At 66.9% G+C, this 25,136-nt stretch carries 29 protein-coding genes; 10 read left to right on the top strand and 19 right to left on the bottom strand.

Annotated elements, in window-relative coordinates:
- Positions 1-48 precede the first annotated feature (48 nt).
- Positions 49-618: a TetR/AcrR family transcriptional regulator gene (locus ACIBCN_RS16920; protein ID WP_396992453.1), complete on the bottom strand. Its 570-nt coding sequence runs from the start codon at positions 616-618 to the stop codon at positions 49-51.
- A gap of 80 nt (positions 619-698) precedes the next feature.
- Here ACIBCN_RS16920 and ACIBCN_RS16915 point away from each other — a divergent pair, with 80 nt between their 5' ends.
- Together ACIBCN_RS16915 and ACIBCN_RS16910 are read left to right on the top strand one after the other, a co-directional pair.
- A complete protein-coding gene (locus tag ACIBCN_RS16915) occupies positions 699-1,472 on the top strand; it encodes an oxidoreductase (protein ID WP_396992452.1) in 774 nt (257 codons plus the stop codon).
- 37 nt (positions 1,473-1,509) lie between these two features.
- The gene (locus ACIBCN_RS16910; RefSeq protein WP_396992451.1) at positions 1,510-1,878 is read left to right on the top strand and encodes a VOC family protein; all 369 of its coding nucleotides are present in this window, start codon (positions 1,510-1,512) and stop codon (positions 1,876-1,878) included.
- A 223-nt stretch (positions 1,879-2,101) separates the two neighbouring features.
- Here the strand turns inward: ACIBCN_RS16910 and ACIBCN_RS16905 are convergent, their stop codons facing one another.
- Positions 2,102-3,115 (bottom strand): SDR family oxidoreductase, encoded by a 1,014-nt coding sequence (locus tag ACIBCN_RS16905; RefSeq protein WP_396992450.1) that lies wholly within the window; start codon positions 3,113-3,115, stop codon positions 2,102-2,104.
- Between ACIBCN_RS16905 and ACIBCN_RS16900 the strand changes: the two genes are divergently transcribed.
- On the top strand, positions 3,114-3,461 hold the full coding sequence (locus ACIBCN_RS16900) for a hypothetical protein (protein ID WP_396992449.1): 348 nt from the start codon (positions 3,114-3,116) through the stop codon (positions 3,459-3,461). The genes ACIBCN_RS16905 and ACIBCN_RS16900 overlap by 2 nt on opposite strands.
- 474 nt (positions 3,462-3,935) lie before the next feature.
- On the opposite strand, the gene ACIBCN_RS16895 is transcribed toward ACIBCN_RS16900, so the two are convergent.
- The gene (locus ACIBCN_RS16895) at positions 3,936-4,211 is read right to left on the bottom strand and encodes a hypothetical protein (RefSeq protein WP_396992448.1); all 276 of its coding nucleotides are present in this window, start codon (positions 4,209-4,211) and stop codon (positions 3,936-3,938) included.
- A 14-nt stretch (positions 4,212-4,225) separates the two neighbouring features.
- On the opposite strand from ACIBCN_RS16895, the gene ACIBCN_RS16890 reads away from it, so the two are divergent.
- The gene (locus ACIBCN_RS16890) at positions 4,226-4,510 is read left to right on the top strand and encodes a hypothetical protein (protein WP_396992447.1); all 285 of its coding nucleotides are present in this window, start codon (positions 4,226-4,228) and stop codon (positions 4,508-4,510) included.
- Positions 4,511-4,608: 98 nt separating this feature from the next.
- Here ACIBCN_RS16890 and ACIBCN_RS16885 read toward each other — a convergent pair whose 3' ends face one another.
- Complete coding sequence (locus ACIBCN_RS16885; protein WP_396992446.1) at positions 4,609-5,613, bottom strand: hypothetical protein; 1,005 nt, start codon at positions 5,611-5,613, stop codon at positions 4,609-4,611.
- 361 nt (positions 5,614-5,974) lie between these two features.
- On the opposite strand from ACIBCN_RS16885, the gene ACIBCN_RS16880 reads away from it, so the two are divergent.
- Positions 5,975-6,205: a hypothetical protein gene (locus tag ACIBCN_RS16880; protein ID WP_396992445.1), complete on the top strand. Its 231-nt coding sequence runs from the start codon at positions 5,975-5,977 to the stop codon at positions 6,203-6,205.
- A gap of 209 nt (positions 6,206-6,414) precedes the next feature.
- Here ACIBCN_RS16880 and ACIBCN_RS16875 read toward each other — a convergent pair whose 3' ends face one another.
- The gene (locus ACIBCN_RS16875; RefSeq protein ID WP_396992444.1) at positions 6,415-6,822 is read right to left on the bottom strand and encodes a hypothetical protein; all 408 of its coding nucleotides are present in this window, start codon (positions 6,820-6,822) and stop codon (positions 6,415-6,417) included.
- 423 nt (positions 6,823-7,245) lie between these two features.
- On the opposite strand from ACIBCN_RS16875, the gene ACIBCN_RS16870 reads away from it, so the two are divergent.
- Entirely contained in the window at positions 7,246-7,695 is a 450-nt protein-coding gene (locus ACIBCN_RS16870) for a MaoC family dehydratase (protein ID WP_396992443.1), read from the top strand.
- Between the two features lie 455 nt (positions 7,696-8,150).
- Here the strand turns inward: ACIBCN_RS16870 and ACIBCN_RS16865 are convergent, their stop codons facing one another.
- On the bottom strand, positions 8,151-10,724 hold the full coding sequence (locus tag ACIBCN_RS16865; protein WP_396992442.1) for a DNA translocase FtsK: 2,574 nt from the start codon (positions 10,722-10,724) through the stop codon (positions 8,151-8,153).
- Between the two features lie 247 nt (positions 10,725-10,971).
- A complete protein-coding gene (locus ACIBCN_RS16860; protein WP_396992441.1) occupies positions 10,972-11,595 on the bottom strand; it encodes a TIGR03085 family metal-binding protein in 624 nt (207 codons plus the stop codon).
- Positions 11,596-11,808: 213 nt separating this feature from the next.
- On the opposite strand from ACIBCN_RS16860, the gene ACIBCN_RS16855 reads away from it, so the two are divergent.
- Positions 11,809-12,159: a DUF4189 domain-containing protein gene (locus tag ACIBCN_RS16855; protein ID WP_396992440.1), complete on the top strand. Its 351-nt coding sequence runs from the start codon at positions 11,809-11,811 to the stop codon at positions 12,157-12,159.
- 29 nt (positions 12,160-12,188) lie between these two features.
- On the top strand, positions 12,189-12,749 hold the full coding sequence (locus ACIBCN_RS16850) for a hypothetical protein (protein ID WP_396992439.1): 561 nt from the start codon (positions 12,189-12,191) through the stop codon (positions 12,747-12,749).
- A gap of 60 nt (positions 12,750-12,809) precedes the next feature.
- On the opposite strand, the gene ACIBCN_RS16845 is transcribed toward ACIBCN_RS16850, so the two are convergent.
- Complete coding sequence (locus tag ACIBCN_RS16845; protein WP_396992438.1) at positions 12,810-14,867, bottom strand: ribonuclease J; 2,058 nt, start codon at positions 14,865-14,867, stop codon at positions 12,810-12,812.
- 85 nt (positions 14,868-14,952) lie between these two features.
- Positions 14,953-15,801: a 4-hydroxy-tetrahydrodipicolinate synthase gene (gene dapA, locus ACIBCN_RS16840; RefSeq protein ID WP_396992596.1), complete on the bottom strand. Its 849-nt coding sequence runs from the start codon at positions 15,799-15,801 to the stop codon at positions 14,953-14,955.
- Positions 15,802-16,083: 282 nt separating this feature from the next.
- Here dapA and ACIBCN_RS16835 point away from each other — a divergent pair, with 282 nt between their 5' ends.
- A complete protein-coding gene (locus ACIBCN_RS16835; RefSeq protein ID WP_396992437.1) occupies positions 16,084-16,527 on the top strand; it encodes a hypothetical protein in 444 nt (147 codons plus the stop codon).
- A gap of 70 nt (positions 16,528-16,597) precedes the next feature.
- On the opposite strand, the gene ACIBCN_RS16830 is transcribed toward ACIBCN_RS16835, so the two are convergent.
- The 8 genes from ACIBCN_RS16830 to dapB form a co-directional block, all read right to left on the bottom strand.
- On the bottom strand, positions 16,598-17,797 hold the full coding sequence (locus ACIBCN_RS16830) for a winged helix-turn-helix domain-containing protein (RefSeq protein ID WP_396992436.1): 1,200 nt from the start codon (positions 17,795-17,797) through the stop codon (positions 16,598-16,600).
- Between the two features lie 58 nt (positions 17,798-17,855).
- Positions 17,856-18,875 carry a hypothetical protein gene (locus tag ACIBCN_RS16825; protein ID WP_396992435.1) on the bottom strand — a complete coding sequence of 340 codons (1,020 nt, stop codon included), beginning with the start codon at positions 18,873-18,875 and terminating at the stop codon, positions 17,856-17,858.
- The gene (locus ACIBCN_RS16820; protein ID WP_396992434.1) at positions 18,868-20,148 is read right to left on the bottom strand and encodes an ATP-binding protein; all 1,281 of its coding nucleotides are present in this window, start codon (positions 20,146-20,148) and stop codon (positions 18,868-18,870) included. The genes ACIBCN_RS16825 and ACIBCN_RS16820 overlap by 8 nt, the downstream gene beginning before the upstream one ends.
- A gap of 94 nt (positions 20,149-20,242) precedes the next feature.
- Positions 20,243-20,929 carry a response regulator gene (locus ACIBCN_RS16815; RefSeq protein ID WP_150405770.1) on the bottom strand — a complete coding sequence of 229 codons (687 nt, stop codon included), beginning with the start codon at positions 20,927-20,929 and terminating at the stop codon, positions 20,243-20,245.
- Between the two features lie 165 nt (positions 20,930-21,094).
- A complete protein-coding gene (locus tag ACIBCN_RS16810) occupies positions 21,095-21,550 on the bottom strand; it encodes a flavodoxin family protein (protein WP_396992433.1) in 456 nt (151 codons plus the stop codon).
- A gap of 376 nt (positions 21,551-21,926) precedes the next feature.
- On the bottom strand, positions 21,927-22,424 hold the full coding sequence (locus tag ACIBCN_RS16805; RefSeq protein ID WP_396992432.1) for a hypothetical protein: 498 nt from the start codon (positions 22,422-22,424) through the stop codon (positions 21,927-21,929).
- On the bottom strand, positions 22,421-22,546 hold the full coding sequence (locus ACIBCN_RS16800; RefSeq protein WP_396992431.1) for a hypothetical protein: 126 nt from the start codon (positions 22,544-22,546) through the stop codon (positions 22,421-22,423). The genes ACIBCN_RS16805 and ACIBCN_RS16800 overlap by 4 nt, the downstream gene beginning before the upstream one ends.
- 124 nt (positions 22,547-22,670) lie before the next feature.
- A complete protein-coding gene (gene dapB, locus ACIBCN_RS16795) occupies positions 22,671-23,417 on the bottom strand; it encodes a 4-hydroxy-tetrahydrodipicolinate reductase (protein WP_396992430.1) in 747 nt (248 codons plus the stop codon).
- Positions 23,418-23,550: 133 nt separating this feature from the next.
- Here dapB and ACIBCN_RS16790 point away from each other — a divergent pair, with 133 nt between their 5' ends.
- Positions 23,551-24,372 carry an alpha/beta fold hydrolase gene (locus ACIBCN_RS16790; protein WP_396992429.1) on the top strand — a complete coding sequence of 274 codons (822 nt, stop codon included), beginning with the start codon at positions 23,551-23,553 and terminating at the stop codon, positions 24,370-24,372.
- On the opposite strand, the gene ACIBCN_RS16785 is transcribed toward ACIBCN_RS16790, so the two are convergent.
- Both ACIBCN_RS16785 and ACIBCN_RS16780 read right to left on the bottom strand, forming a co-directional pair.
- Complete coding sequence (locus ACIBCN_RS16785; RefSeq protein WP_396992428.1) at positions 24,373-24,822, bottom strand: type II toxin-antitoxin system VapC family toxin; 450 nt, start codon at positions 24,820-24,822, stop codon at positions 24,373-24,375.
- On the bottom strand, positions 24,819-25,100 hold the full coding sequence (locus ACIBCN_RS16780) for a type II toxin-antitoxin system Phd/YefM family antitoxin (protein WP_396992427.1): 282 nt from the start codon (positions 25,098-25,100) through the stop codon (positions 24,819-24,821). The genes ACIBCN_RS16785 and ACIBCN_RS16780 overlap by 4 nt, the downstream gene beginning before the upstream one ends.
- Between the last annotated feature and the right edge of the window lie 36 nt (positions 25,101-25,136).

Raw genomic sequence — 25,136 nt, 5'->3', positions numbered from 1 at the left:
CGGCAGATGCCCAAGCTGTGCGCCCGCCTTGTCGGGACCAGAAGACGTCTAGGCGTTTGTTGCGCCGTAGCGCAGACCGTCATACAAAATCGTGGCGATGCGTACCGCGTCGTCCTTCCAGCCGGTGGTGCGGATTCCGCAGATGCCGCCGAGAGCGCGCAGGACAATGCGCCCACTGATTCCCCTACGGAGCAGGCCGACGGCAGCGCCCGCGGTGAGCAGTTCGTCAAGGGCGTGGGCCATCTCCTCGCGCGTGTCCTCGAAGGTCGGGGAGTCGGTCGCCATGATGCTCTCCAGCACTTCGCCCATCCCCCTGCCGACTGCCGCATGCTCCACGAGCAGCAACAGGAAAAGGCGCAGAGCTTCGTCCGGAGCGTGTAGCGCGAGCAGCCGGGCAGGGGCTGTGCAGAGCTCGGCCACCTCCTGGCGGTAGACCTCCGCGACGAGCACTTCGCGCGCGTCGAAGTGGCGGTACAGGGTGCCGACGGACACGCCGGCTCGCCGAGCGATGTCCTCCACATGGGCGTCGCCGTCGGCAAGGAACTCCGCACGCGCCGCGGCCAAGAGTGCTTCGCGGTTGCGGCGGGCATCGACGCGCAGCGGGCGTGATGAGGGCACTGATCCTCCATAAGGTGAGTCCGACTCCGTTTAGGGGTACAGTTTCCGGAGTCTGGTTCACTTTACTGAAGGATATCTCCGTGACGTTCGTAGACGAAGGACTCGCAGGCCTCCGGGTGCTGGTGACCGGCGGTAGCCGGGGGCTGGGGCAGGCGACGGCTCGTCGCTTCGCCGCAGCCGGCGCCACCGTGCTGACGGCCTCACGTACCGCACCCCCGGAAGACTTGCCCGCCACCTTCATTCCCGCCGACCTGCGGACAGAGGCGGGAGCAGCGGAACTCGGGCAGCGGGTGCTCGACAGCGTCGGAGGCGTTGATGTCCTGGTCAACAACGCGGGAGCGGCGACCACGCCGATGCCGACCCTGGAGCGGTCCGACGCGTCCTGGCTCGCCGACCTGGAGATGAACCTGCTCAGCGCAGTCCGTCTCGATCGGGCGCTGGTCCCCGGGATGGTCGAGCGCGGCTCCGGCGTCGTGGTGCACGTCTCCTCCATCGCCAGCCACCTCCCACAGCCTGCCGAGGCGTCCTACGCCGCGTCGAAAGCGGCACTCAACGCCTACAGCCGCGAATTGGCGACGGCGGTGGGAGAACACGGCGTCCGCGTGGTGTGCGTACTGCCGGGCTTCGTCCTCACCGAGGGAGCGGCCGGTCACCTCCAGCAGATGGCCGACAGCCAGGGCGTCGGCATCGACGCTGTCACGCAGCAGATCATGGATCACCTCGAGGTTCCGATGGGGCACCCCGGTGAACCCGAGGACGTCGCAGAGTTGATCGCGTTCCTCGCCTCCGGCCGCGCCAAATGGCTCACCGGTGCGCAGTTCCGGGTCGACGGCGGCATCATTCCCGTGGTCTGAGTAACCCTCTCCCACAAAAGAATTGGAGACAGACACCATGAACCTCAGCCTGACGTCACTGATCGTCGAAGCTGCGGACCTGGACAGCGAGAGCTCGTTCTGGCACCGGCTGCTGGGCGGTTCTATTACGAAGACGGCAACGCACCACTTTCTGCAGACCGACGGTTTCCCCGTGCTCGTGATCCAGCACGCTCCCGGCCATGAGGCGCCACAGTGGCCCGACGGCGCCTCTCAGCAGATGCACCTCGACCTGGCTACCGACGACGTGGGGACCGCGGACAACAAGGTGCTCGACGCCGGCGGTCGACGGCTGCGACCGACCGACGATGTCGGCGCTTCCGACCAGCAGGGCTCCCGGGTATACGCCAGCCCGGCCGGACATCCGTTCTGTCTCCGCTCAGTCTGATCTCGATCGCGCGCCGACCATTCCCGGCAGTCAACGCACTCTCGTAGCCGCCGAGCGGGCGTTCGATCGACGACAAGCCGCGGCCCGCAGTTGATCTCGCGAGCGTCCGCTCACTTCCGATGAGCGTGTGGGGCGGCGTTAGTCGGTGGGTATTGGGTCGTTGTTGGCGGATCTACACCAAGGTGGCCGTGGGCAGACCCTGGTCAGGGAGCAGGACCGCTGTTCATAGGCCGGCACCGCCGGTTACATCGATCGTGGCGCCGGTGATCCAGCGGGCGTCCTCGGACGCCAAGAAGGCCACCGCGTCGGCGATATCGGGGACTTGGCCGATCCGGCCGAGGGCGGTCAGGCCGATAGTGCGGGCCATGTTCGCAGGATCGGCCAGCGCCTCGGCCATCATGTCGGTGCGGGTGTAGCCGACCGCGACGGAGTTTACGGTGATTCTTTGTGGCCCAAGGTGTTTGGCCAGGGTATGACTGAACACGTCGAGTGCGCCCTTGGTGAGCGCGTCGCCGATGCCGGGGACCGGGGCGAGGCGGGCGACGACGGAGGAGATGTTGATGATCCGGCCGCCGTCACGCAGCCGTGGCAGCAGCCGCTGGGTGAGGAATACCGGCGCCTTGACGTTGACGGCGATCATGCGGTCGAACTCCTCGGCGGCGAGAATCTCGATCGGCCGCCCCATGACGTAGCACCCCGCGTTGTGCACCAGGATGTCGATTCCCCACTCTCCGTGCGCGTTCAGTTCAGCATCCAGACCGTTCGCGAGGGTCTCCACATCGCCGGGAACGCCCAACTCGGCACCCACGATGAACACCCGGCCACCTGCCTCGGCGATGGCCGCTGCGGTCTGCTGCGCCGCTGCTTCGTTACTGCCGTAGTGCACCGCGACCAAAGCGCCGTCCCGGGCCAAGCGTTCGGCGATGCCTCGCCCGATGCCGCGGCTGCCGCCGAGGTCGTAGACGGAGTCGCGGTGTGCGATGTGCCAGACGCCGTCGTCACGGCGCACGCGATCGAGGAAGCGGTTGTGGATCGTCGCGCCGAGACCGGAGTCGAGGTGGTCGGCCAGCAGGATCGCATTGGTCTCGACGAACGCGCGATCGCCCGCGAATTCGATGGCCGGGGAGCCGATGAAGTGCTTGTTGGGCAACGGGCCGCCGCTGAGGCGACGGGAGCCGTCGATGAAGTCGCGGGCACTGCCGGAGAACCATTTGTCGCCGGGCGAGGTCGTCGGCATGCTGGCTGATCGATTACGCCTGCTCGAGCCCGAAGTATTGGTGCCTGGTTCGGTGTCGGCCAGATCCGCTGTGTCCGAGCAGTTTCCGGTACTACTCCTCGTTGGCCCGACCGCCGTCGGCAAGTCGACCGTGGGTTGGGAGGCGCTACAGATGCTGTGGGGTCGTGGCCTCACCGCTGCCTATATCGACGCCGATCAACTCGGGTTCTTCACAGCGGACTCGGCGCCGAAGATCAAGGCCGACAACCTCATTCAAATCTGGCGCGGCTATCGACGCGCGGGCGCGGGCGCTGATCGTCGTAGCCAGAGGGACGCCGCACCCATATCAGCATGCCCTCGCCGGTGAACATGTCACCACGGTGTGTCTGCAAGCGTCGCAAAGCGAGCTGGCGAAGAGAATCGCGCAGCGTAGTCGGGGCGACGGAGCCCGCCTGGCAGGAGACTCGCTGATCGGGACCTCGGCCCAGCAACAGCAGCGTTTGCTATCACGTTCCAGTACCGAAGCGGCAGTCCTGCAACGATGCCACGATGGCGCTGTGACCATCGACACCGAGCATCGAGCGAGTTCGGCAGTAGCCGCCGATCTGGCCGATCTGGCCGATCTGCTCTATGCCGACACCGCCAGCAGTCCTCCATAATCGCGCTTGCATGAGGCAGGGAGATCAGAGCAGCTCAGGTGTCGGTGACGAACGTCCGGAAATCAGCGTAAGGCGTTTTGTGTCAAGCGGTTTGGTCGGTGCCCCGTGGTCTGTCGTCGTCCTGGGCCCGGTGGTGCCCGCAGGAGCGCGCACAACCGACAGATGCGTCGCAAGTGCGCGTTTTACGCGTTCGGGTCCCAGTCTGCGAGCTGCTCCATCGGCTCGGTGTCGCCGGTGGTCTCCAGGCCGTCGAGCGGGACGCGCTCGTAGAAGTAGAGGACCAGTTCGCTCGCTGCGCCTTGCATCGCCATGTCGCCCGGCTCCGCTTCGGCGGCGAGATCGTCGCAGCGGACGCCGTCGGCGTTGAGGGTCAGACGCCAGGAGCGGCCCTCGGTCGTGTGCAGGTCGAGCCGGTCTACGCCGCCAGAATCCAGAATTCGATGCAGTCTTCGACCCACAAGCGCTCGGCGCCATGCCCGCAGGGACACCGGCTGGGGTATTCCTGCCCCAGTTCGTGCCGATCGCCGACCGCGACGCGACGACACTGTTCATCGACACCCGAGGCGGCGAACTCTTCGGTTGCGTCACCGAATACGCCGACGAAAACGCCGACGACGAAGGCCCACTGTGGGTCTCGCTCACGGCGATGCTCACCGACCTCGCCGACAGCCTCAAGACCGGCACAGCATTCATCCGCTACCGACCCACCGCCGTGGCAGGCGAGCTGATCTGGGAACGGGCGCACGATCTGCGATAAGCGGTTGCCGCATCACCGTTGCGTTCTCCAACATCGGCTGGCCATTCCAGCCGATACGGGTTGACTTGATGATCTGACTCCTGTCAGACCTGGGGGGGTCAGTTCGAGCCGGGGCGTTGGTTGCTACCGCTCGGGGCGTTGGTGCTGTTGCTCGGCGGTGAGTTCGGGGTCCGCGATGTGTTCGTCGGCTTCGGCACGCTGGTGGACGGTGTCAATGACTCGGGCATGCTGGTCGATGGTGTCGACGATCCCCGCTCGCTCATCGACGGTGCCGAACCGCTGGTCGTCGGCCTTTTCGCGCCGTCGCTGCCGTTCGGCGGGGTCGTGGTCGTCGGCACCCGGCTCTGACCGGGCTGCACGTTCTCGTCCTCGTCGCCTGTCGAGGGCTTGTCGGGCTGGCCACTCCCGCCACCACTCCACAGGTGGCCGACGGTGGTGACCTCGTCGCCCGAGATCGACTTCCCGATGACGCCCTCGAAACCGGTGATCGCCAGAATCGCGATGACGAACCCCACCACGCTGGTGCCGATGATCAACGGCCAGTGCAGGCTATACCGGCGACGTAGCTGCTCTGCACCGGTTTCGGCACCCGCGACCGGCGATTCGGGACTCAGCCGGGGAATGAACACCGTGGGTTCCCCGTCGACGGGCCGTCCGGCACTGGCCCGTGGCACCCCGTGGGGTGTGGGGTGCCTTGGCCCCCACTGAGTTCGGTACCCGGCACCGGCTCCTGGACGAATGTCGTTTCTACCCGTTACCCGGTGCTGCGCGGCAGGTTGGTAGCCGATCGCTCGTTGTCCGGGCACCTGTCGCGATTGCTGAACCGGCCCGGCCTGCTCCCGAGTACTCGAGTCGGTCAGCGCCAGCGCCGCCTCCTTGGTGCGCTGCGCCGCCTCCTTGGTCTTGCTCAGTGAGCGCAGGTACAGCTCACCGCCTACCGTCGAGACCACGCTCGCGATCCCGGCACCCACCACGGTGCCGGCCACGCCGAGCGTCGATCCCAGAAAAGCCGCAGTGACCGCCGCCAGCGCCGCCGCGGTGACCTGTGACGGTTTGATGCCGCCCTTTTCCTCAGAGGTGCCTTTCTGCTCTTCGCTCATCATCCCGATCTGCTCGCAGTGTTACCGCTTCGATTCCGCAACGGTATAAGCCGTGCGGGCCGCTACGTCTGTTGCCGGGACTACTTGTGACACAACGCATTCCGGACCCTTAACGCGCATAAAGTCGCCCTAACAATTACCAACGATCCAGACATGGGGATTCAGCTCCGCCCCCGGGTACCGGAGCTGGCGGAACGAGAAGGTGGGCGAGCTGTGCCGCGTGGATGTCGTAGCCCGTGTCCCCGGTCTGGCTCTTCGCCCGCCGCGGTCCGAACGAGCGGATGGTTACTTCTGTGCAATCGGGATATTCCGTGTCCGTAGATCGAGCAAACTCACACGAATGCGATTCGAAGGAGGAGATCTCATGAGGTTCGCTAAAGCGGGTTCCTCGGTTGTACTACTGGCAGGTTTGCTAGCGGCCGGGGCAGGTGTGGCCCACGCCGACCAGACCGTCACCGTCACCGCCGATCTGCTCGGCTGCGCAGCTCGCGCTGACATCGACGTTTCCGCACTAAATGGCGTCACCGTCGGATCACAGGCGACGCTATCGGACTCGTTGGCAGCGCAGCTGCAACAGAACGGCTGCTTGCCCTAGACGTTCGCGAGCTCCGGGCGCTCGCAATCAGGGATGACTGCGAGCGCCCGCACCACCCCGTCCTGCTTGCTCGAGCCGCAACGAGATTCGCCAACTCGTCGAGTCCCTGGGCGGCCTTGTGGAGATCTTGCAGCCCGCCGCCGGAACCGACGAACCCGAGGTCTACCGCCAACTCGCAGTGGCGGGTCACTCGAGGCCTGGTTGTCGTTTCAGCCGATGAGGGCGGGATGGCGTCGATCATTCGCAAAGGTCACCTGCGGCTCCCCGCGAAGCTGCGGCACGCCGCCGGTGCCGAGATCGGTGAGCGTGCCAGACAATCCGCCAACGATCACCGATGCTGTAAGCAGCGAATATCGTCGCAACACACAGGTCGCCTGGACGGTGACCCGTGTGTCGAGTGACCGGTCGTCGACAGTCTTCACCAGGCCGGAGCCATCCCGTAACCTCGGCTCTGCTTGCCCTACGACATCCGCACCCTGCTCACGGTCATCGAACGCCTCAACGAACACGGCGCCACCGTCATCGTCATCGTCATCGAACGCGACCTCGACATCATCGCAAACGCCGACCACATCATCGACATGGGTCCCGCCGGCGGCGCCGCCGGCGGCCGGCATCCTCGCCACCGGCACCCCCGACAAGATCACCGCCGACCCGCACAGCACTACCGGCCGCTACCTCACCGACCACCTCTGTGCCCATGTGTGACCGCCGAGGTTGCCAGACCACGGCCACTGCGGGCAGCAGGGGCACATGTTTAGGGGAAATCGATTTCTTCGTGCCGTAGATCAGGCGGATCTTCGCGGCTCGAGGAGCGGGCGGGTGCTGCTGTAGATCGTGCTGTTTTTATAGTCGGCCCTGTCGATTGGCCATCTAGCTCGAGTTAACCCCAGTGAGCTGTAATGGCTAGCCGCATGGCGCGCTGTTCGAACCGGCCGTGGCGGCTGCGCATCTGCCCCGACGAGCGTGCATACCTGTGAGCGCGCCGCATCGCGGGGGTATGCCGGTCGGCGTGGTGCTGGGGTCGTTAGCATCGGGCGATGATCATCATTGAAGGGGTGGACGAGCTGGTGACCGCCGCTGGGCGGGAAGCAGTTTCGGATTGGCAGACGATCACACAGTTCACGATCAACCGGTTCGCCGATGTGACCGGGGATCGAAATCCACTGCACGTGGACCCGGAATTCGCGCAGCAGACACCGTTCGGTTCGACGATCGCGCATGGCTGGTACCTGGTCGCGGCGGCGCCTTCGCTGATGACCGAGCTGTGGCGGCTGGACGGGTTCGCTTTCGCGGTGGCCTATGGCGTCAACCGCGTCCGCTTCCCGGCACCACTACCGGTGGATGCACGATTCCGAATGCGGTTGGCGATCAAGGCGATCAACAAGATCAGCGGAGGCGCGGAAGTGGTGACGGAGTTGACCTTCGAACGCGAGGGATCGGACAAGCCGGTATGCGCGGCCGAGGCGCTCTACCGCGTCTACAGCTGACTGGCCGCGGATTCCTTCTCTGTTCTGTCCGTCGTTGGCCTTGGCAGCGGGTACGGGCGAACACTCGCTCTATGCCGCTTATCGCGCGATCAAAAGGTGCCGACACGAGTGCACAAAAGATCAACTGGCGGAGACTGACTCGGTATGCCGAACGCACTGTATTAGCCGATTCCAGGACGTTTCAACGTGACGAGTCACGAGTACACCGTCAGGCGTTGCCGAGACCTGTATTGCAGACAGCAGGACGCGGCAGATACACCAAGAGGAATGTGCAACCAAAGCGCCGCCTCCGACTGGGCGGCTAGAGTCTGTCGACTTCCTCCATGATCACGCAATCACCCTAACATTCGTCCCGGTTTCGGGCCGGTAGCCGTCGACGCCTCGATCGCAGCGCGTGTTGGCGGTTCTTGCCGAATCGTGACGGTAGCTCAGCCGCAACGCCGGCTGGCTGGTTCCTAGTCGGACTCCTCCGGAGGGGGCTCGTCACCACCGCCGCGGATGGTCCACAGCAAACCATCCAGCTCGTCGGGCTTGATGAGGACGTCGCGGGCCTTGGAGCCCTCGCTGGGGCCGACGACGCCGCGGGTTTCCATCAGGTCCATCAGGCGGCCCGCTTTGGCGAAGCCGACGCGGAGTTTGCGTTGCAGCATTGAGGTGGAGCCGAATTGGGAGGTGACGACGAGTTCGACGGCTTGGATGAAGACGTCGAGGTCGTCGCCGATGTCGGGGTCGACGTCTTTTTTCTCGCCCTGCTTGGCGGCGGTGACGCCCTCTTGGTATTCGGGCTCGGCCTGGTTCTTGGCGAAGTCGACGACGGCGTGGATTTCCTCGTCGCTGATGAACGCGCCCTGTAGGCGGGTGGGCTTGTTCGCGCCCATCGGCAGGAACAGGCCGTCGCCCATGCCGATCAGCTTCTCGGCACCGGGCTGGTCCAGGATGACGCGCGAGTCGGTCAATGACGACGTGGCGAAGGCCAATCGGGACGGCACGTTGGTCTTGATCAAGCCGGTGACCACGTCCACCGACGGGCGCTGAGTGGCCAGCACCAGGTGAATGCCTGCGGCGCGGGCCTTTTGGGTGATCCGCACGATCGCGTCCTCGACGTCGCGGGGCGCGGTCATCATCAGGTCGGCGAGCTCGTCGACGATGGCGAGGATGTAGGGGTAGGGCCGGTACACCCGCTCGCTGCCCAGCGGCGCGGTGATCGCGCCGGACTTGACCTTCTTGTTGAAGTCGTCGATGTGGCGAACCTTGTTGGCCTGCATGTCCTGATAGCGCTGCTCCATCTCCTCGACCAGCCAGGTCAGCGCGGCGGCCGCCTTCTTCGGCTGGGTGATGATGGGCGTGATCAGGTGCGGAATGCCCTCGTACGGGGTGAGTTCCACCATCTTGGGGTCGATCAGGATCATCCTGACCTCGTCCGGTGTGGCCCGATGCAGCAGCGAGACCAGCATCGAGTTCACGAAACTCGACTTACCCGAACCGGTGGAACCCGCGACAAGCAGGTGCGGCATCTTGGCCAGGTTCGCGGCGAGATAATCACCTTCGATGTTCTTGCCGAGCCCGATCACCAACGGATGGTGGTCATTTCGGGTCGACGGTGCCTTGAGCACGTCGGCGAGCCGGACCAGCTCACGGTCGGAGTTCGGCACCTCGATGCCGACGGCGGACTTGCCGGGAATCGGGGCGAGCAGCCGGACATTCTCGGTGGCAACGGCATACGCGATATTTCGGGCCAGCGCAGTGATCTTCTCGACCTTAACGCCGGGTCCGAGCTCCACCTCGTAGCGGGTGACCGTCGGCCCGCGCACAAAACCGGTGACGGCGGCGTCAATCTTGAACTGCACCAGCACCTCGGTGATCGCCTCGATCATCGATTCATTGGCGGCACTGCGCTTCTTGGGCGGATCGCCGTCGGTCAGCAGCGACATCGGCGGCAGGATGTAGTCGCCCTCGACCTCCCGGTCCGCGACGAATTCGAGCTGCTTCGGCGGCGGCGGGGTCTGGTCTTCGACCTTCACGACCGGGCGCTGCTTCTTCGGTTTCGGCTTGACGGCAGGCTCTTCCGTCGCGATCGGCTTGGCGTCCTGCAACGGCGGCTCACCGATCACCTCGGTCACCGCGTCGGGATCGCCGAATTCGTCGGCCGGGTAGTTCTCCACGGGGGTGCGGCCGCGGCGCTTGGCCTTGGCGGAATGCAGCGGGAACCCATCGGCGTCGTATTTGGCCGGGTCGTACCCGAATTCGCCGTCGTACTCGCCGTATTCGTCGCCACCGCTGCCGGTGCCGAAGTACTCGCGCAGCCTGGCAGGCACCTCGCGCACCGTGGTTCCGGTCAGCAACAGCACGCCGAAGACGATGGCCAGCAGCAGAATCGGCACCGAAAGCCAGGCGGTGAGTCCATTGGTGAGCGGTCCACCGACCACGAAGCCGACGAAACCCGCGGCGCGCGAACGCCCGTGCGGATCGGCCGGCGCCCCGGCGATGACGTGCCACAGTCCGAGAATCGGCAGCCCGACCAGCAGGCCGCCGAGCACCAGCCGCGGCCGGATCTCCGGATGCGCCTCGGTCCGCATGAGAATGACCGCGATCGCGGTGGCCACGAACGGCAGCCCGGCCGACGCCGAACCGGCCACGGCGCGGATGGCTTCACCCACCCAGTGCCCCACCGGCCCGCCCGCCGACAGCCACACCGCCGCCGCGATCACCGCGCTCAACGCGATCAGCGCCAGCGCGATGCCGTCCCGGCGATGGCCGTGCTCGATCTCGCCCGCCTTGCTCAGGGTCCGGGTGGTGGCGCCGAGGCCGCGCGCGAGCATGTTCCAGCCGCTGCTGATGCCACGGGTCAGCACCGCGAGCGGCGCGGTGTTCGACCTGCGTTGCACCGGCCTGCGCGCGGGTGGGCGGCGCCCGCGCGGGGTCGCCGTGGTGCGGGGCGTGGCCGCGCGAGAGCGAGCCGCCGTGGTCCTCCCCCGCGCCGATCCCGCCCGCGCCCGAGTAGTCGTGGTGCTGCGGGACTTACCTGCCATGAACCTAGGCTAGCCGCAAACGCCCCTCCCAGACCATCCGCAACACTAGTATCGCCCGTCTCAGGAGTGCCGAACTGTGCAGATGCCCAGGTCGCCGGGGATCCGGCTGCGCACGCCCCCAGCGGCCGATCCCGCGTGTCGAAGCCGACCGGTCGGGCCACAACTTCACACAGCAAACCGCGTCTTCACACCAGTCTTCACCGCCGACTCGGTGTGCGAAGAACTGAACAAGTCTGTGAAGTAGCCGTCAGACGGAGCGATCGAGGGCCAAAACGGCTTGGACGGCTTCCGGAGTGCCGGTGGTCTCGATGCGAACCTCATTGCGGCCGAACGAGTGCAGCAGCAGCTCCGACGGCGCGCCGGTCAACACCACCTCCTCGCCCGACTTCGACCGAACGACCGCCCGCTTTTCGTCCAGCGTCTCCAGCACCACCTGTACCGGCGATTTACGGTAGGACCGCCGGGCCATGCGGCTGACCAGCGACCAGTATTTGTCCTCGTCCTGCTGCGACAGCGCACGCGGCTCCCAGCCGGGGCCGGCGCGGCGCACATCCTCGTGGTGGACGAACATCTCGGTCAGATTCGCGAGGGCGTCGACCGGTCGGAGCGGTGACCACCACGGCGGCCCGGTCCGAACCAGTTCCAGCAGCTCGGGGAACGGCTGGCCGGCCACTTTCGCCTGCACGCCTTCGAGATACCCGGCGAACGGCTTCAACATGATGCCCGGCGCGGCATCGAGCCGCCGCTCCCGAACCACCAAGTGCGCGGCGAGGTCTCGCACCGTCCAGGTGCCACACAGCGTCGGCGCCTCCGGCCCGACCGCCGTCATGGTCTCGACGAGCTTCTGACGTTCCCGCTGCGCGATGCTCACCCCCTGAACATACCGACCACCGCACCTTCCGGTTCCCGCACAGGCATCACGGACTGCAAAAGGGGCGTGCGCCACCGCCGCCCGAGGCCCCGAATTCTTGGGTAGCGCAATGAGTGTTCGCTATGTACCTTGTCACTCGGTCCATCGGGTCGTGGACCTAATGACAAGAAGGGCAAATTCCCTGTGAAGAAGTTTGTTACTGGTGCAGCCGTTGTGGCCGCCGCCAGTTGCGCGCTGGCTATCAGCGCGCCTGCCGCTCAGGCCAAGGCGTACAACTACGGCGCGATCGCGTTGTCCACCTCTACCGGACTTATCGGCTACTCCTACGACTATCCCGATTCGGGGGCGGCGCAGGCGCGCGCGATCCGCAGCTGCGGTGCGGGTGACTGCGAGACGGTGGTCTGGTTCGCCAATGGCTGTGGGGCGGTAGCCTATTCCAGCCGGACCGGCGCCTACAGCTGGGGCTACGCCGCCTCGCGTAGCGGCGCGCAGAGCAAGGCGCGGGCCAACAACTCCTCCGACGCCTACATCGTGCACTGGAACTGCACGTCCAACCACGGCTGACGTCCGCGAATCGATTCAGGGGAAACATCGTGAAACACCGCACTTTCCGGGCCGCCGTGGCCGTCGTGCTGACCGCCGCCGCATGCACGCTCACCGCCTGCGCCTCCGGCGACAAGGAGACCGCGTCGCCGAGCACCACCGCCAATGCCGACACCAAACCCGGCGAGCTGCAGGGCGGAAGTGACAAGGGCGACAAGGAAACCGGCTCCGCGCCGACCACTCCGTCCTCGCCGGTGCTGGCCAAGCCTTCGGCCCAGCAGCTGAACGACCGCCTGACCAAGGCGTTCGATCCGAACGTGCCGAACAAGGAAAAGATCAGCTGGATCCAAGCCGCGGAGCAGGATCCCTACCTGGTCGCCAACCTCGTCGACGCCGCCAAGAAGCAGGGCGTCAAGGTCGAGATCACCAAGGTGAACGACCCCAGCGACGGCAAGCTGAAGGCCGACGCGAAGGTCACCATCAACGGCAGCCCGGTCGACGACGCGTTCGTCTCCTTCGTGTCCGAGGGCGGCGAATGGAAGGTCGACCACACCTTCGCGTGCAACATCGTCAAGAGCGCGAAGATCGCTTCCGCGGCCTGCGAGGAATGAGCTAGGACAACCGAAAGCGCCGGAAGCCAATGGCTTCCGGCGCTTTTCAGTATTCGTCGATCAGACGCCGATCACCGTCGGCACGATCATCGGGCGACGACGGTAGGTGTCGGCGACCCAGCGGCCGACGACGCGCCGCACGCTCTGCGCGATCCGGTGGATGTCGGTGACACCCTCGGTGGCCAGCCGCTGCAGCTCCGCGTCGACCAGCTCGGCCGCGACGGTGAGCGCCGTCGGATCGTCGGAGAAGCCGCGTCCGTTGACCTCGGGCGCGCTCACGGCCTTGCCGGTGGTCTCGTCGATCGCGACGGTGATCGAGATGAAACCACCCTCGCCGAGCACCAGCCGGTCCGACAGCGTCGATTCGCCGACGTCGCCGACCGAGAGGCCGTCGACGTACACGTGCCCGACCGGCACCCGGCCCACGATCGAGGCGATGCCGTCGACCAGGTCGACCACGACGCCGTCCTCGGCGAGCATGACCCGATCTTCCGGCACGCCGGTCGCGATGGCGAGCGCCGCGTTGGCGCGCAGGTGCCGCCATTCGCCGTGCACCGGCATGGCGTTGGTGGGCCGCACCGCGTTGTACAGGTACAGCAGCTCACCGGCGGACGCGTGCCCGGAGACGTGCACCTTGGCGTTCTGCTGGGTGATCACCGTGGCGCCTAGCCTGGCCAGGCCGTTCACCACCGCGAACACCGAGTTCTCGTTGCCGGGGATGAGCGAGGAGGCCAGCACCACGAGATCGTCCGCGTGGATGGTGATCTGGCGGTGATCGCCGCGAGCCATCCGGGACAGCGCCGACAGCGGCTCACCCTGCGAACCGGTCGAGATCAGCACCAGTCGATCGCCGGGCAGCGTCGCGGCCTGATCGAGGCTGACGACCACGCTCTCCGGCACCGTCAGATAGCCGAGATCCTGCGCGATCTCCATGTTGCGCACCATCGAACGACCGACGAAACAGACTCGCCTGTTGTACTTCTGGGCAACGTCGACGACCTGCTGGATGCGATGCACGTGGCTGGCGAACGAGGCGACGATCACCCGGTTGCGCGCCTTGCCGATCACCGTGTCGAGTACGCCGCCGATCTCACGTTCCGGCGTGACGAAGCCGGGCACCTCGGCATTGGTGGAGTCCACCAGGAACAGGTCGACGCCCTCGTCGCCGAGCCGGGAGAAGCCGGCGAGGTCGGTGAGGCGGCCGTCCAGCGGCAGCTGGTCGAGCTTGATGTCGCCGGTGTGCAGCACCACGCCCGCGGGGGTGCGGATGGCGACGGCGAGCGCGTCCGGAATGGAGTGGTTGACGGCGAAGTATTCGCAGTCGAACGGGCCGTGCTCGGTGTGCTGGCCCTCGATGACCTCGATCAGCTTCGGCTGCTGGCGGTGCTCCCGGCACTTCGCCGCGACCAGCGCGAGAGTGAACTTCGAGCCGACCACCGGAATATCGCCGCGCAGCCGTAGCAGGAACGGCACCGCGCCGATGTGGTCCTCGTGGCCGTGCGTGAGCACGACGGCGACGACATCGTTGATCCGGTGCTCGATGGGCCGGAAGTCGGGCAGGATCAGGTCGACGCCGGGCTGCTGGTCCTCGGGGAACAGCACGCCGCAGTCGACGATGAGCAGCTTGCCGCCGTACTCGAAAACGGTCATGTTGCGGCCGATTTCGCCGATGCCGCCGAGCGCGAAGATGCGCAGGCCGTTCTTGGCGAGCTTCGGCGGGGCGCCCAACCGCTCGTGCGCGAGCGACGCGGGACGCGAATCCTGTTGCGGCGCGGACTGGTCGGCGCGGCCACGGCCGGACTGCTGCCGGCCACGGCCGGATTTCCTTGCCTGCTGGCCGTTTTGCGGTGCCTCGGCACGCGGACCCGACTTCTTCGCGGGCGCGGACTTCTTCGCCGCGGTGGCCTTCCTCGGCTGCGAGGTCTTCGCCGCCGCGGGCTCGGATTGCGCGGTCACTTCGGACCGCACGGCGACGACCTCCGCCTGCACCGTAACCTCGGGCTGCGGCGCGGCTTTCGGCGGCGCAACGGGCGCGGGCTGCTCGGCCGGAACAGGCGGCGGCGCGCCCGCGGCGCGGGACGCGGTCCGGCGGGGACGACGTGCGACAGGCTCGGTCATGCCCACACCTCGCTAACCCTCGTGCCCGAGGTGCCCTGAATAATCAGCTCGCTCTGCTGTGTGGTGATTCGCTTGCTCCGCTCTCTCATCCGAGCACCCCCGCTGCCCGTAAATCAGCAGCAAGGAGCTCGAGTTGTTCAGGATTCGGCATCAACTGCGGCAATCGCGGCTCGCCCGCGTCGATCCCGAGCAGGCGAAGGCCGCCTTTGCTCATCGCGACACCGCCCAACCGGAACATTGCCGAGTTCAACGGCACCAGGGCCGCGTTGATCTCCCTGGCGCGCGCCACCGCGCCGGAGGTGTAAGCAGTAAGCAACTCGCGCAGCCGTTCGGGCACGAGATGTCCGATGACGCTGATGAATCCGGTCGCGCCGATCGACAGCCAGGGTAGGTTCAGCGTGTCGTCACCGGAGTAGAAGGCCAGGCCGGTGTTCGCGATCAGGTCGGCGCCCGCGTTCATGTCGCCCTTGGCGTCCTTCACCGCGACGATGCGCGGGTGCTCGGCCAGGCGGCGGATGGTGTCGCTGGCGATCGGCACCACCGAACGCGGCGGAATGTCGTAGAGGGTGACCGGCAGGTCGGTGGCGTCGGCGACCGCGGTGAAGTGCGCGAACAGACCCTCCTGCGACGGGCGCGAGTAATACGGCGTCACCACGAGCAGGCCGTGCGCGCCCGCGCGCTGGGCGTTGCGGGCGAGTTCGATGGAATGCGCGGTGTCGTAGGTGCCCGCGCCCGCGATCACGGTGGCACGGTCGCCGACGGCGTCGACGACGGCGCGGAGCAGGTCCGCCTTTTCCTGTTCGCTGGTCGTCGGCGATTCGCCGGTGGTACCGGAGATCGCGAGGAGATCGACACCGCGATCGACCAGGCGGGCGGCGAGCGCGACGCCGGCATCGATGTCGAGCTTGCCGTCGGCACTGAACGGGGTCACCATCGCGACGCCCACGGTGCCGGACGCCTGCGGCTCCGACTGACGCGCGGTGCTCGCTGCCACTCCGTGGTTACGCACGCTGCCGCCTTCGGCCCCCACGCTCGCATCGCGGGGTGGCGTCGATTCACCGTTCGTCATGGTCAGAAAGGCTACCCGGTCGAAGGAACGCCCTCGACACCGTCGTCACTGAATGGACCGGCCGGTCGGGTGTACGGTCATCCGCCGCACGTTTGTGATGCCACCCCCGTCCTTGCGTGACATCAAATTTGGCGTCACACTGATGTCATGGATTTGAACAAGTACACCGCCCGCCTGCGCGAGGACCTGATCGCGGCTGCCGCCCTCGGCGACGAAAAGACCCAGGCCACCGCGGCGGCGTTGGCCGCGGCGACCGAGAGCTCGGCCCGGCTGGTGCTCCTTGCCGCGCTATCCGAACTCGCCACCGAACTCAGCACCGAACTGAGCGACCGCACGGTGCACCTCTCCTTCGACGGCACCGAAGCCAAGGTCGACCTGCGCAAGAAGTCCGGCGCCGACGACCACCCCAGCTTCGACGAAATGACCGGCGACATCAGCCGAGTCACCCTGCGCCTGGTCGAAACGTTGAAGTCCAAGGCCGAAGAGGCTGCCGCACAGAGCAACCAGTCCCTGAACTCGTGGTTGTCCGGCGCTGTCTCGGGCGCCCTGCGCGACCAGATGCGCGGCTACGGCCAGAAGCGCGACGTCTGACCGACAGCCGCACTCTTTCTCGGGATCCGCACCGTGATACGCGGGCCGCAGCTGGCCAGGCTCGGGTTGGTCACAGCAGGGGTGCGAGGTTGCCGCGGGGGCCGAGTACTACCTTGTCCAGTTCTAGCCAGTCGGCCATGTCGCGCAAGGCCTCGGTGAGGGCGTGGGCGGTGGCGGGGGTGTCGTGGCCCGGTTCGGCGAAGGCGGCGGGGACGGAGAGGCGGCCCGCGGCACGTTCGGCGCGGAGGTCGACGCGGCCGACGAGTTCGCCGTTGAGTAGGAACGGAAAGACGTAATAGCCGTGTACCCGTTTGGGTTCCGGAGTGTAGATCTCGATGCGGTAGTGGAAATCGAAGAGCCGTTCGGTGCGGGCGCGGAAGAAGATCAGCGGGTCGAACGGGCACAGCAGGGCGGCGCCTTCGACCCGGCGCGGGATGGGGGTGCCCTCGCGCAGGTAGGCGGGCTTATCCCACCCTTCGACCTCTACCGGGAGAAGTTCGCCCGCGTCGACGAGGTCGGCGATAGCGGGTTCGGTTTGGCTGCGGTGTAGTCGGTAGTAGTCGCGCAGGTCGGTTTCGGTGCCGATGCCGTGCGCGGTGGCCGCGCGGAGCACCAGTTCGCGCACCGCGTCCTCCTCGGAAACGGTGCGCGCCAAGACGTCCGGCGGGATCACCCGTTCGACGAGGTCGTAGTGCCGCGCGAAGCTGACGCGCTTGTCGACCGAGAGCGCACCGGAGGCGAACAGCTGCTCGCAGATCATTTTGGTGTCGCTGAGATTCCACCAGGAACCCTTGGCGCGCGGCTTGTCCAGTTCCAGATGCCGCTCCACCTCGCCGGCGGTGCACGCGCCGACCTCGGCGATCACATCCAGGATGTCTTTGCCCAGGGTGGGATTGCGCTCCACCACCTTGGTGGCCGACGACCACCGGCCGTTCTCGAACCGCTTCATCCGCCATCGCATCAACGGCCAATCCTCGACCGGGATCAGCGCCGCCTCGTGCGCCCAGTACTCCACCAGCCGCCGCGGCCGTCGCGCGTTGTGACTCCATGCCGCCTCGTCGAGCAGCGCCCGATCGTAGGCCCCGATCCGGCTGAACACCGGCGCGTAGTGCGCCCGCACCACCGCCGACACCGAATCCAGCTGCAACAGTTGCGTTTTCTCGACCACCCCGAGCACCGACCGGCGCGTACTGCGCACCGGCTTGCGCGCCGCGAACCCCTGCGCCGCCAGCGCCACTCGCCGCGCGACCCCCACACTGATCTTCCGCATGCTTGCACAATGCCACGCGGGTCCGACACCTTTTCCCGGCGCGTCAACCGGCCGGGCCCTAGGTGGATATCTTGATGCTTCCCGCCGCGTCTATCTCGGTGCGGCGATCCTGGTGGGGCGCGTTGGCGAGGACGGTGGCGAGGATGCGGCGACCCATGGGCAGCACTCGGACGGTGACCGAGCCTACGTTGGCGGCGTCCAATTCCTTTGTCGCCGCTTCGATCACCTGCTGGCGGACCCAGCGGGGTACGCCGGCGAAACCGCCGTCATCGAGTAGCACCACCTCGACGCCGCGACTCCTGGCACCGCGGGCGGCGCTGCTGAGTTCGTCGGTGACGAGTTGCGGGGCGCGCAGGCCGTCGCGAAGTTCGGCTTCGAGCAGTCGGCATTGCTCGCGTTCGGTGGCGGTGAGTTCGACACCGTCGGCGATGCGTTCCAGGATCGGCCTGGCCACCTTGTCGAGGCGGGCCAGCTGACGATCGCGTTCGCCGTTCTCCGCGGCCATGGTGGCCTCGGCGGCGGCGCGCATCGTCGACTCCTCCCGCAGCAACCGCAACGAACGCTGGGTGGGTCGCATGATCACCGCGAAGAGCGAGACGCCGGCCACCGTGGAGATCGGCACGATCGAGCCGGCGATCACCTCGCCGCGCAGCCCGTTCACCACGCCGACGGTCGCGATCACCACCGCGACACCACCGACCCCGAGCCACGCCGCACCCAACCGACCGCGCAGCACCAGCACCGCGAGCACATAGGACGACGCGAACGCGGTCCACACCTGCCTCGACCAACCGTGCTCGGCATCGAACGAGGTGAGCGCGGTCGCCAACGGTCCGGACGCGGCGACGAATATCGTCGCGGGCAACGGCAGCGGATCGACCGGGATCACCAGCACCAGCACCCCGGCCGCGGCCAGCAGCACCAGCGCGGCCACCGCCGCGATCAGCGGCGAGTCACCGAAGTTGCGGACCATGTACAGCACGATGGTCGCCTGCAGGATAAGCAGGAAAAGCCCGGCCGCCGGATCCCGCAGTCCGAGCAGATCGCGCAGCCCGAATTCGGTATCCGTGTCAGCCATCGCTGCCCCACACCAACGTCACCGTGGTGCCCTCGCCCGGTTGTGATTCGACGAAGCCCGCGCCGCCGGCCAGCTGCCGCATCCGCCCGAGAATGCTCACCGAGATGCCGAGGCGATCGGCGGGCACCTGACCCATATCGAAACCCGCACCGTCGTCACGGAATACGACCCGGATGCCGCCAGCGCTGATGGTTACCGTGACGGTGCGCTGCACCTCACGTCCGGGCACGGTGGCGTGACGCAAACTGTTGCGCACCGCCTCGGTGAGCGCCGCGGCGATGGTGCCCGCCGCGTCCACCGGCAACCGGAGGTCGTCGAATCCGGACCAGCGTCGAGCGGTGAAACGGATACCGGAGTTGACCTCATGCACCGCCGAACGCAGGAAACCGGTGGCGGACTGGGCATCCAGCCGATTCGGTTCCACGTCGCCGACCCGGCATTCGTCGAGCTGTTCGAGTGTCCGTTCGGCTTGCCGACGCAGCACCGGCGAATCGGTGCCCGCCCGGGACGCGTCCAGCAGGGTGGACAGCACCGCGTCGTGAATCAGCGCGGCGAATCGCGCGCGTTCGCGGTCGCGGGCCGCGGCACCGGCCACGGCGGCCGCGCGCCTGCTCTCGATCGCCGACTCCCGGTCGACCCGATCGGCGGCGGCCTTCGCGTAGATGGCGCACCACAGGAACAGCGCGCACAGTCCCGCCGCGCGCACGAAGTCACCGGCCCACACCACGGGCGTCGCGTCGGGCAGCACGAAGACGTTGGCGAACGCCGACAGCGCGGCACCGATCACCAGATAGCCGACCGCGAATATCGGGCGCCACGCCAGCACCGCCGCGAGCACGCCGAGCGCGAGCACGCGATACAGCCATACCGAGGAGGCCTGGGGCACCGGATCCGGATACGCGAACGGAATCACCGCCATCGCCGCGAGAAAACTCACCGCCGCCGCGCCGGAAACCAGCTGGATGAGCTGCCTGCTCGAGGCGATCGACACCGCGGCGAGCACCGGGAACAACCCGAACGCCAATATCACCGTGAGGATCGTCCAGCCGCCCGCGATCAATCGGCTCTGGTCCGCGATCTCCGGCAGTTCGACCACCGCGACGATCACCCCGGCGATCCCTATCGCCAACCCGAAGCGACGCAGGATTCGATCGGACGCGCCCTCGTACCCACTCTTCTTGGACACCTGAGTCGCTCCCCTGCGCCAACGGCTCGGCGCGATGCGATCGAGCGACACAGGGGCGTGGGTGTCCAGCATGCTGGACGCAGTCATGACTCCGCCTCGCTACCGCTCGGCTCCGTCGTGCTGACGCTCGACTCCATCACGCGCACGTGAGCGGCTGTGCCTACGCGCTCGCTGCGCTCACTCATCCGCGTGGATGCCGCTCGGGCACTGGGAGCCAGCCGTCCTCGACCGCCCGCTTGTACAGGTCGGTCTTGGTCGGCGCCGGGCGTCCCGCGTCGGCGTACTTCTGCCGGATGCGACCGAGGTAGTCGTTGACCGTCTGTTCGGACAGCCCGGTCAATCGTGCTACCCGAGAAGCCTTCTCACCAGACGCGTACAGCGTGAGCACCTCTTCCTGACGCGGGCTGAGCCCGACGTCGGACAGCTGCGGATCGCCGTCGATGGCGGCGGCCCAGTCGGTGGTCACCACCTGCTCGCCGGAGCCCGCGCGGCGCACGGCCGCGACCACGGTCTGCACGTCCTCGGATTTGCGCACCACGCCGAGCACCCCGGCCCGCGCGGCGGACCGCACCAGAAACGCGTTGTCCGCGCCGGTGAAGATCAGCACCTCGATGCCACGGTCGCGCAGTGCGCGCACGTTGTCCTCGGGCGTCGACCCATCGGCCAAGCGCAGATCGAGTACGACCAGATCCAGTTGCGGTAGATCCTGAGCGGCGGCCAATAATTCCGGTACCGTGCCCGCGGTCAACACCAGGTCGAGATCGGGTTCCGGCGCCAGCATGGCTGCCAGTCCGATCGCTACTGATTCGTGGTCCTCGACCACTCCGATCCGGCGCGGTGCGTTATTGCCCCCTTCGGCCAACGTCACCTGAAATCTCCATTCCCGAGCAAACTCGTCACATCCCCACCGCAACAACGTTCTGTCAGTATGCCGGGCCGAAGCACCGAATGGTCAGACACCAGAAATCGGGGCCGTCCCGAAATCGCTTCCGGCAGCGATTGTCACGCCCAGCTATTTCGGGGACAAAAACTGTCAGTCGCCCATTAGTTGCGCGGCAATGGTCGCACCGAGCTCCCAGCACCGCTGGATGTCGTCCTTGGTCGGCGGTCCGGACACGATGACCGACGCGGCCGCCTGTTGCCAGCCGAGGCCGGTGGTGACGCGTTCCACACCTCGTTCAGCACCCTCGGTCCCTTCGTTGCCGTGCAAGTAGAAACCGAATGGGCGGCCGATGGTGGAGTCTAGACATGGGTAGTAGAACGTGTCGAAGGCATGCTTGAGCGCGCCCGACATGTAGCCGAGGTTAGCCGGGCTGCCGAGCAGATATCCGTTGGCGGCCAAGACATCCGAGGCCGTAACGGCGAGGGCCGCGCGGCGCACGACCTGCACTCCTTCGATCTCCGGGTCGGTCGCGCCGGAGACCACCGCCTCGAACATGGCCTGCATGTGCGGGGACGGTGTGTGATGAATGATCAGCAATTGCGTCACAGGAATGAGCGTAGTGCGCGTGGCGCGACGCGCGATCGACGCGGCCCGTCCAGGATGCCGCGAAGCCGCGTTCGAATCATCGCGCCGAGTCGGTCCGGGATATCTGCCGCGGCACTCCGTAACGGGCGCTATGCCCTGGCGGTGAGCTGATACCAACCGCGAATATCCGCAGACGAGAGCGAATTTGCCGGTCGTTTGGCGGTACCCGGCCGATTCGTCCAGCACGGCGCCGGGCTCGTAGCAGCTGTCCGTCGCCGCGTCGACTTTGTCATCGGCGAAGTTCGCGTCGGTCGAATATCCGCGGGTTTGTTCCGAATTGCGCAACGGCGGCGGGTCCACTCGTGGGGAATGTCACCGATCAGTGCGCGCGGTCCGCCTACCCGGCTTGGTCGCGTTCCAGTTTTTCCAGTGCTACCGCGCGGCGCATGGTGTCGCGGGCGCGGGTGCGATCGCCGGCGTAGTCGTAGGCGCGAGCGAGGCGGTAGGAGACGCGCCAGTTGTCGGGGTCGGCTTCCCATTCGGCTTTGACCTGGGCGAACAATTCGTCGGCCGCGTCGCGTTCGATGCGGCCTGAGGGGCGGTGGGGTAGGTCGGAGGTGTCCAGTTCGCGGCCCTCCTCGTGGATGCGCCGGGCGAGGCGCTGGTGAGCGAGGGCCGCGCGCACGGTGGCCGCGACGACCCAGACGCCGACGAACGGCAGGATCAGCACGCCGATGCCGATGAGGATGGCGGCGACACCGCCGGTGCCGATGAGGCTGAACGCGATTCGGCCGAGGAGCAGGAAGTAGAAGCCGAGCACGAGCACCAGCACCGCGAGGAACGCGACGACCTTGACGACTTCCCGGTTCTGCTCGGTCCCGTCCGCGGCGTTCATTCCCGGACCTCGATGCTCCTGGCCGCCCGCTCGCCCACCACATTCGCGCTCGCCTCGTTCTCGGCCACGCGTCGGCGTCGCGCGGCCGTTCCATGCACGGTGTCGATGGTTCGCTCGCTCACTACCGCACCCCGCTCATCCGCGGTTCTGCCTTGCGCGAGAGCGCATGATGTTGCCGGTTCGCCCGCTGACGCTCGCTCACAACCCCGCTCACGCGCTCCCGCCGGTGCGCCCGTTGACGCTCGTTCACAGGTCGAGGAACGGGTCGAGCCCGACGGTGAGGCCGGGGCGGTGGGCGATCTCTCGCACGCCGAGCAGCACGCCGGGAGCGAAGGAGGTTCGGTCGATGGAGTCGTGCCGGATGGTGAGGGTCTCGCCCTGGGTGCCGAACAGCACCTCCTGGTGGGCGACCAGACCGGCCAGCCGCACCGAGTGCACCCGCACGCCGTCGACGTCGGCGCCGCGCGCGCCGTCCAGTTCGGTGGTGGTGGCGTCGGGACTGCGGCCGACACCGGCCTTGTCGCGAGCCGCGGCGATCAGGCCCGCGGTGCGGTAGGCGGTGCCCGAGGGCGCGTCGGCCTTGTTCGGGTGGTGCAGTTCGATGACCTCGGCCGATTCGAAGAACCGGGCGGCTTGTTCGGCGAAGCGCATGGAAAGCACCGCACCGATGGCGAAGTTCGGTGCGATCAGCACGCCGGTTTCGGGGCGGTCGGCCAGCCAGCCGCGCACCTCGTCGAGGCGGGCGGCGTCGAAGCCGGTGGTGCCGACCACCGCGTGGATGCCGTTGCGCACCAGGAACTTCAGGTTCCCCATCACCACGTCCGGGTGGGTGAAGTCCACGACGACCTGCGCGTTCGCCTCGGTGAACGCGTCGAGCGAATCGTCCTTGTCGACGGCGGCGACCAGTTCCAGATCGGCCGTCGCGGTTACCGCCGCACAGATGGCCTGTCCGACTTTGCCGCGCGCTCCGAGCACTCCGACCCGTATGGTCACCGCACCTCCTCATTCCGCTTTCGTCGGTGTCAGCCTATCGACCGTGTCGGGGCGCGGTCCGCTGACCTCTGTGATTTACATTGCTACATGCGCATGTTTGCGCATGGCCGCCCGCTCCCCTACCGTCGCGGGCGTGACTTCGATTCGGGAACGGGCGGCGACCTTCCTACGGCAACACGACCGCAAGAAACTTGCTGCCGGGCAGCATGATTGGCAGTACTACGTGGGTGGTGCGGGCGATCCGGTACTGCTGCTCGGCGGCGGCTCTGGCATCGGCATCGGCTGGCTCGATCTGGCGGATGCGCTGGTGTCGCGGTTCCGAACGATCGCGCCCGATTACCCGTCGGGCGTCGGGTCCTGCGCTGAGTTGGTCGACGGTTTTGTCGCGATACTCGATGCGGAGGGGGTCGATCGGGTTCATGTGGTCGGCCAGTCGGCGGGCGGCATGTACGCGGAGCTCCTTTCGCGTCGTGCGCCGGATCGGGTCCGGTCGCTCACCTTGTCGAGCACCGGGTTGTATGGGGCGGAGGATGTCGATCGATTGCGGATGCGGGTGGACACGACCCTGGCGACGCCGTGGCCGGAGACGCAGGAGGCGATTCGTACCGCGTTGCGGAGCACCTGGCGGGACTCCGACGACGCCGAGTTCTGGATCGAGCAGGTGGCGACGGCCACCGATGCGGCCGGGAGTGCCGGTGCCGCCAATTCCTATCGTCTACTTCTCGAACTTGCCGAGGGGGTCGACGAACTCCTGCGGGGTCCCGCCTGGGATGGCCCCGCGCTGATCTTCCGAGCGGACGACGATCCGCTGATCACCAGCACCCACACCGGACGCCTGCGCGACCTGCATCCCGGCTGCGAATTCCGCACCTTCCCCGAGGGCGGCCATTCCTTGCTGATCAGCCGAACCGCCGACTACATCGACCTGGTGACCGAGTCCCTCACCCGCACATAGCTATTCATCCCACGGGCACAATAATCGCACGCCGGTGCCACGAAAGTCCTTGCGGTTGCGCGTGACAACGGCGAGTCCGTGCGCTTCGGCCGTCGCCGCGATGAGGGCGTCCACCGCGTCTACGCGCTGCCCGACACCTTCGGCTCTGGCGCGGATTCGCCCCCACGCCTGCGCGACACCGAAGTCCACCGGCAGTAATCGCTGATCGAATCTGTCGGCGACCTGCTCCGACAGCCAGGTAGTCAGGCGAGCCTTCCTACGTCCGTCCGACATCCGATCGACGCCGCGGCGGATCTCGCCGATCGTGATGACGCTCAAGAACATCCGTTCCTCGTCGGCTTCGTGCAACCAGCCGATCAGCCCCGGGTCAGGGCGCGGTTTGATCCATTCCGAAACGGCGTTGGTGTCCAGCAGATAGCCCGCGGGCTCGACTTCGAATGCCGTGCTCACAGGGTCACGTCGCGGTGTTGCGGATCCGTCCTGTCACGTTCCACCACTAGACCCGAATCGCGTAGCGGCGAGTCGGCGAAGAACTCGGCGAGACTCCCCTGCCGCGCGTTACGACGACGCCATTCATCGATGGGTACGACAACGACGACGTCCCGACCGTGCTTGGTGATCACTTGCGGTCCCTCCCGTTCCACGGTGTCGATCAACTCGGACAATCTGGCCTTCGCGTCGGCAAGGGGCCATGCGATATCGGGCCGCTCCGACCGTTTTCGAGGCATGACCCCTCCGTTTCGACCATTTTGACTACTCTGACC

Origin of the sequence: Nocardia sp. NPDC051052 (assembly GCF_044456045.1) — a bacterium.
In the GTDB taxonomy this organism is placed as follows: Bacteria; Actinomycetota; Actinomycetes; order Mycobacteriales; family Mycobacteriaceae; genus Nocardia.
This window is presented reverse-complemented; position numbering and strand designations above follow the sequence as displayed.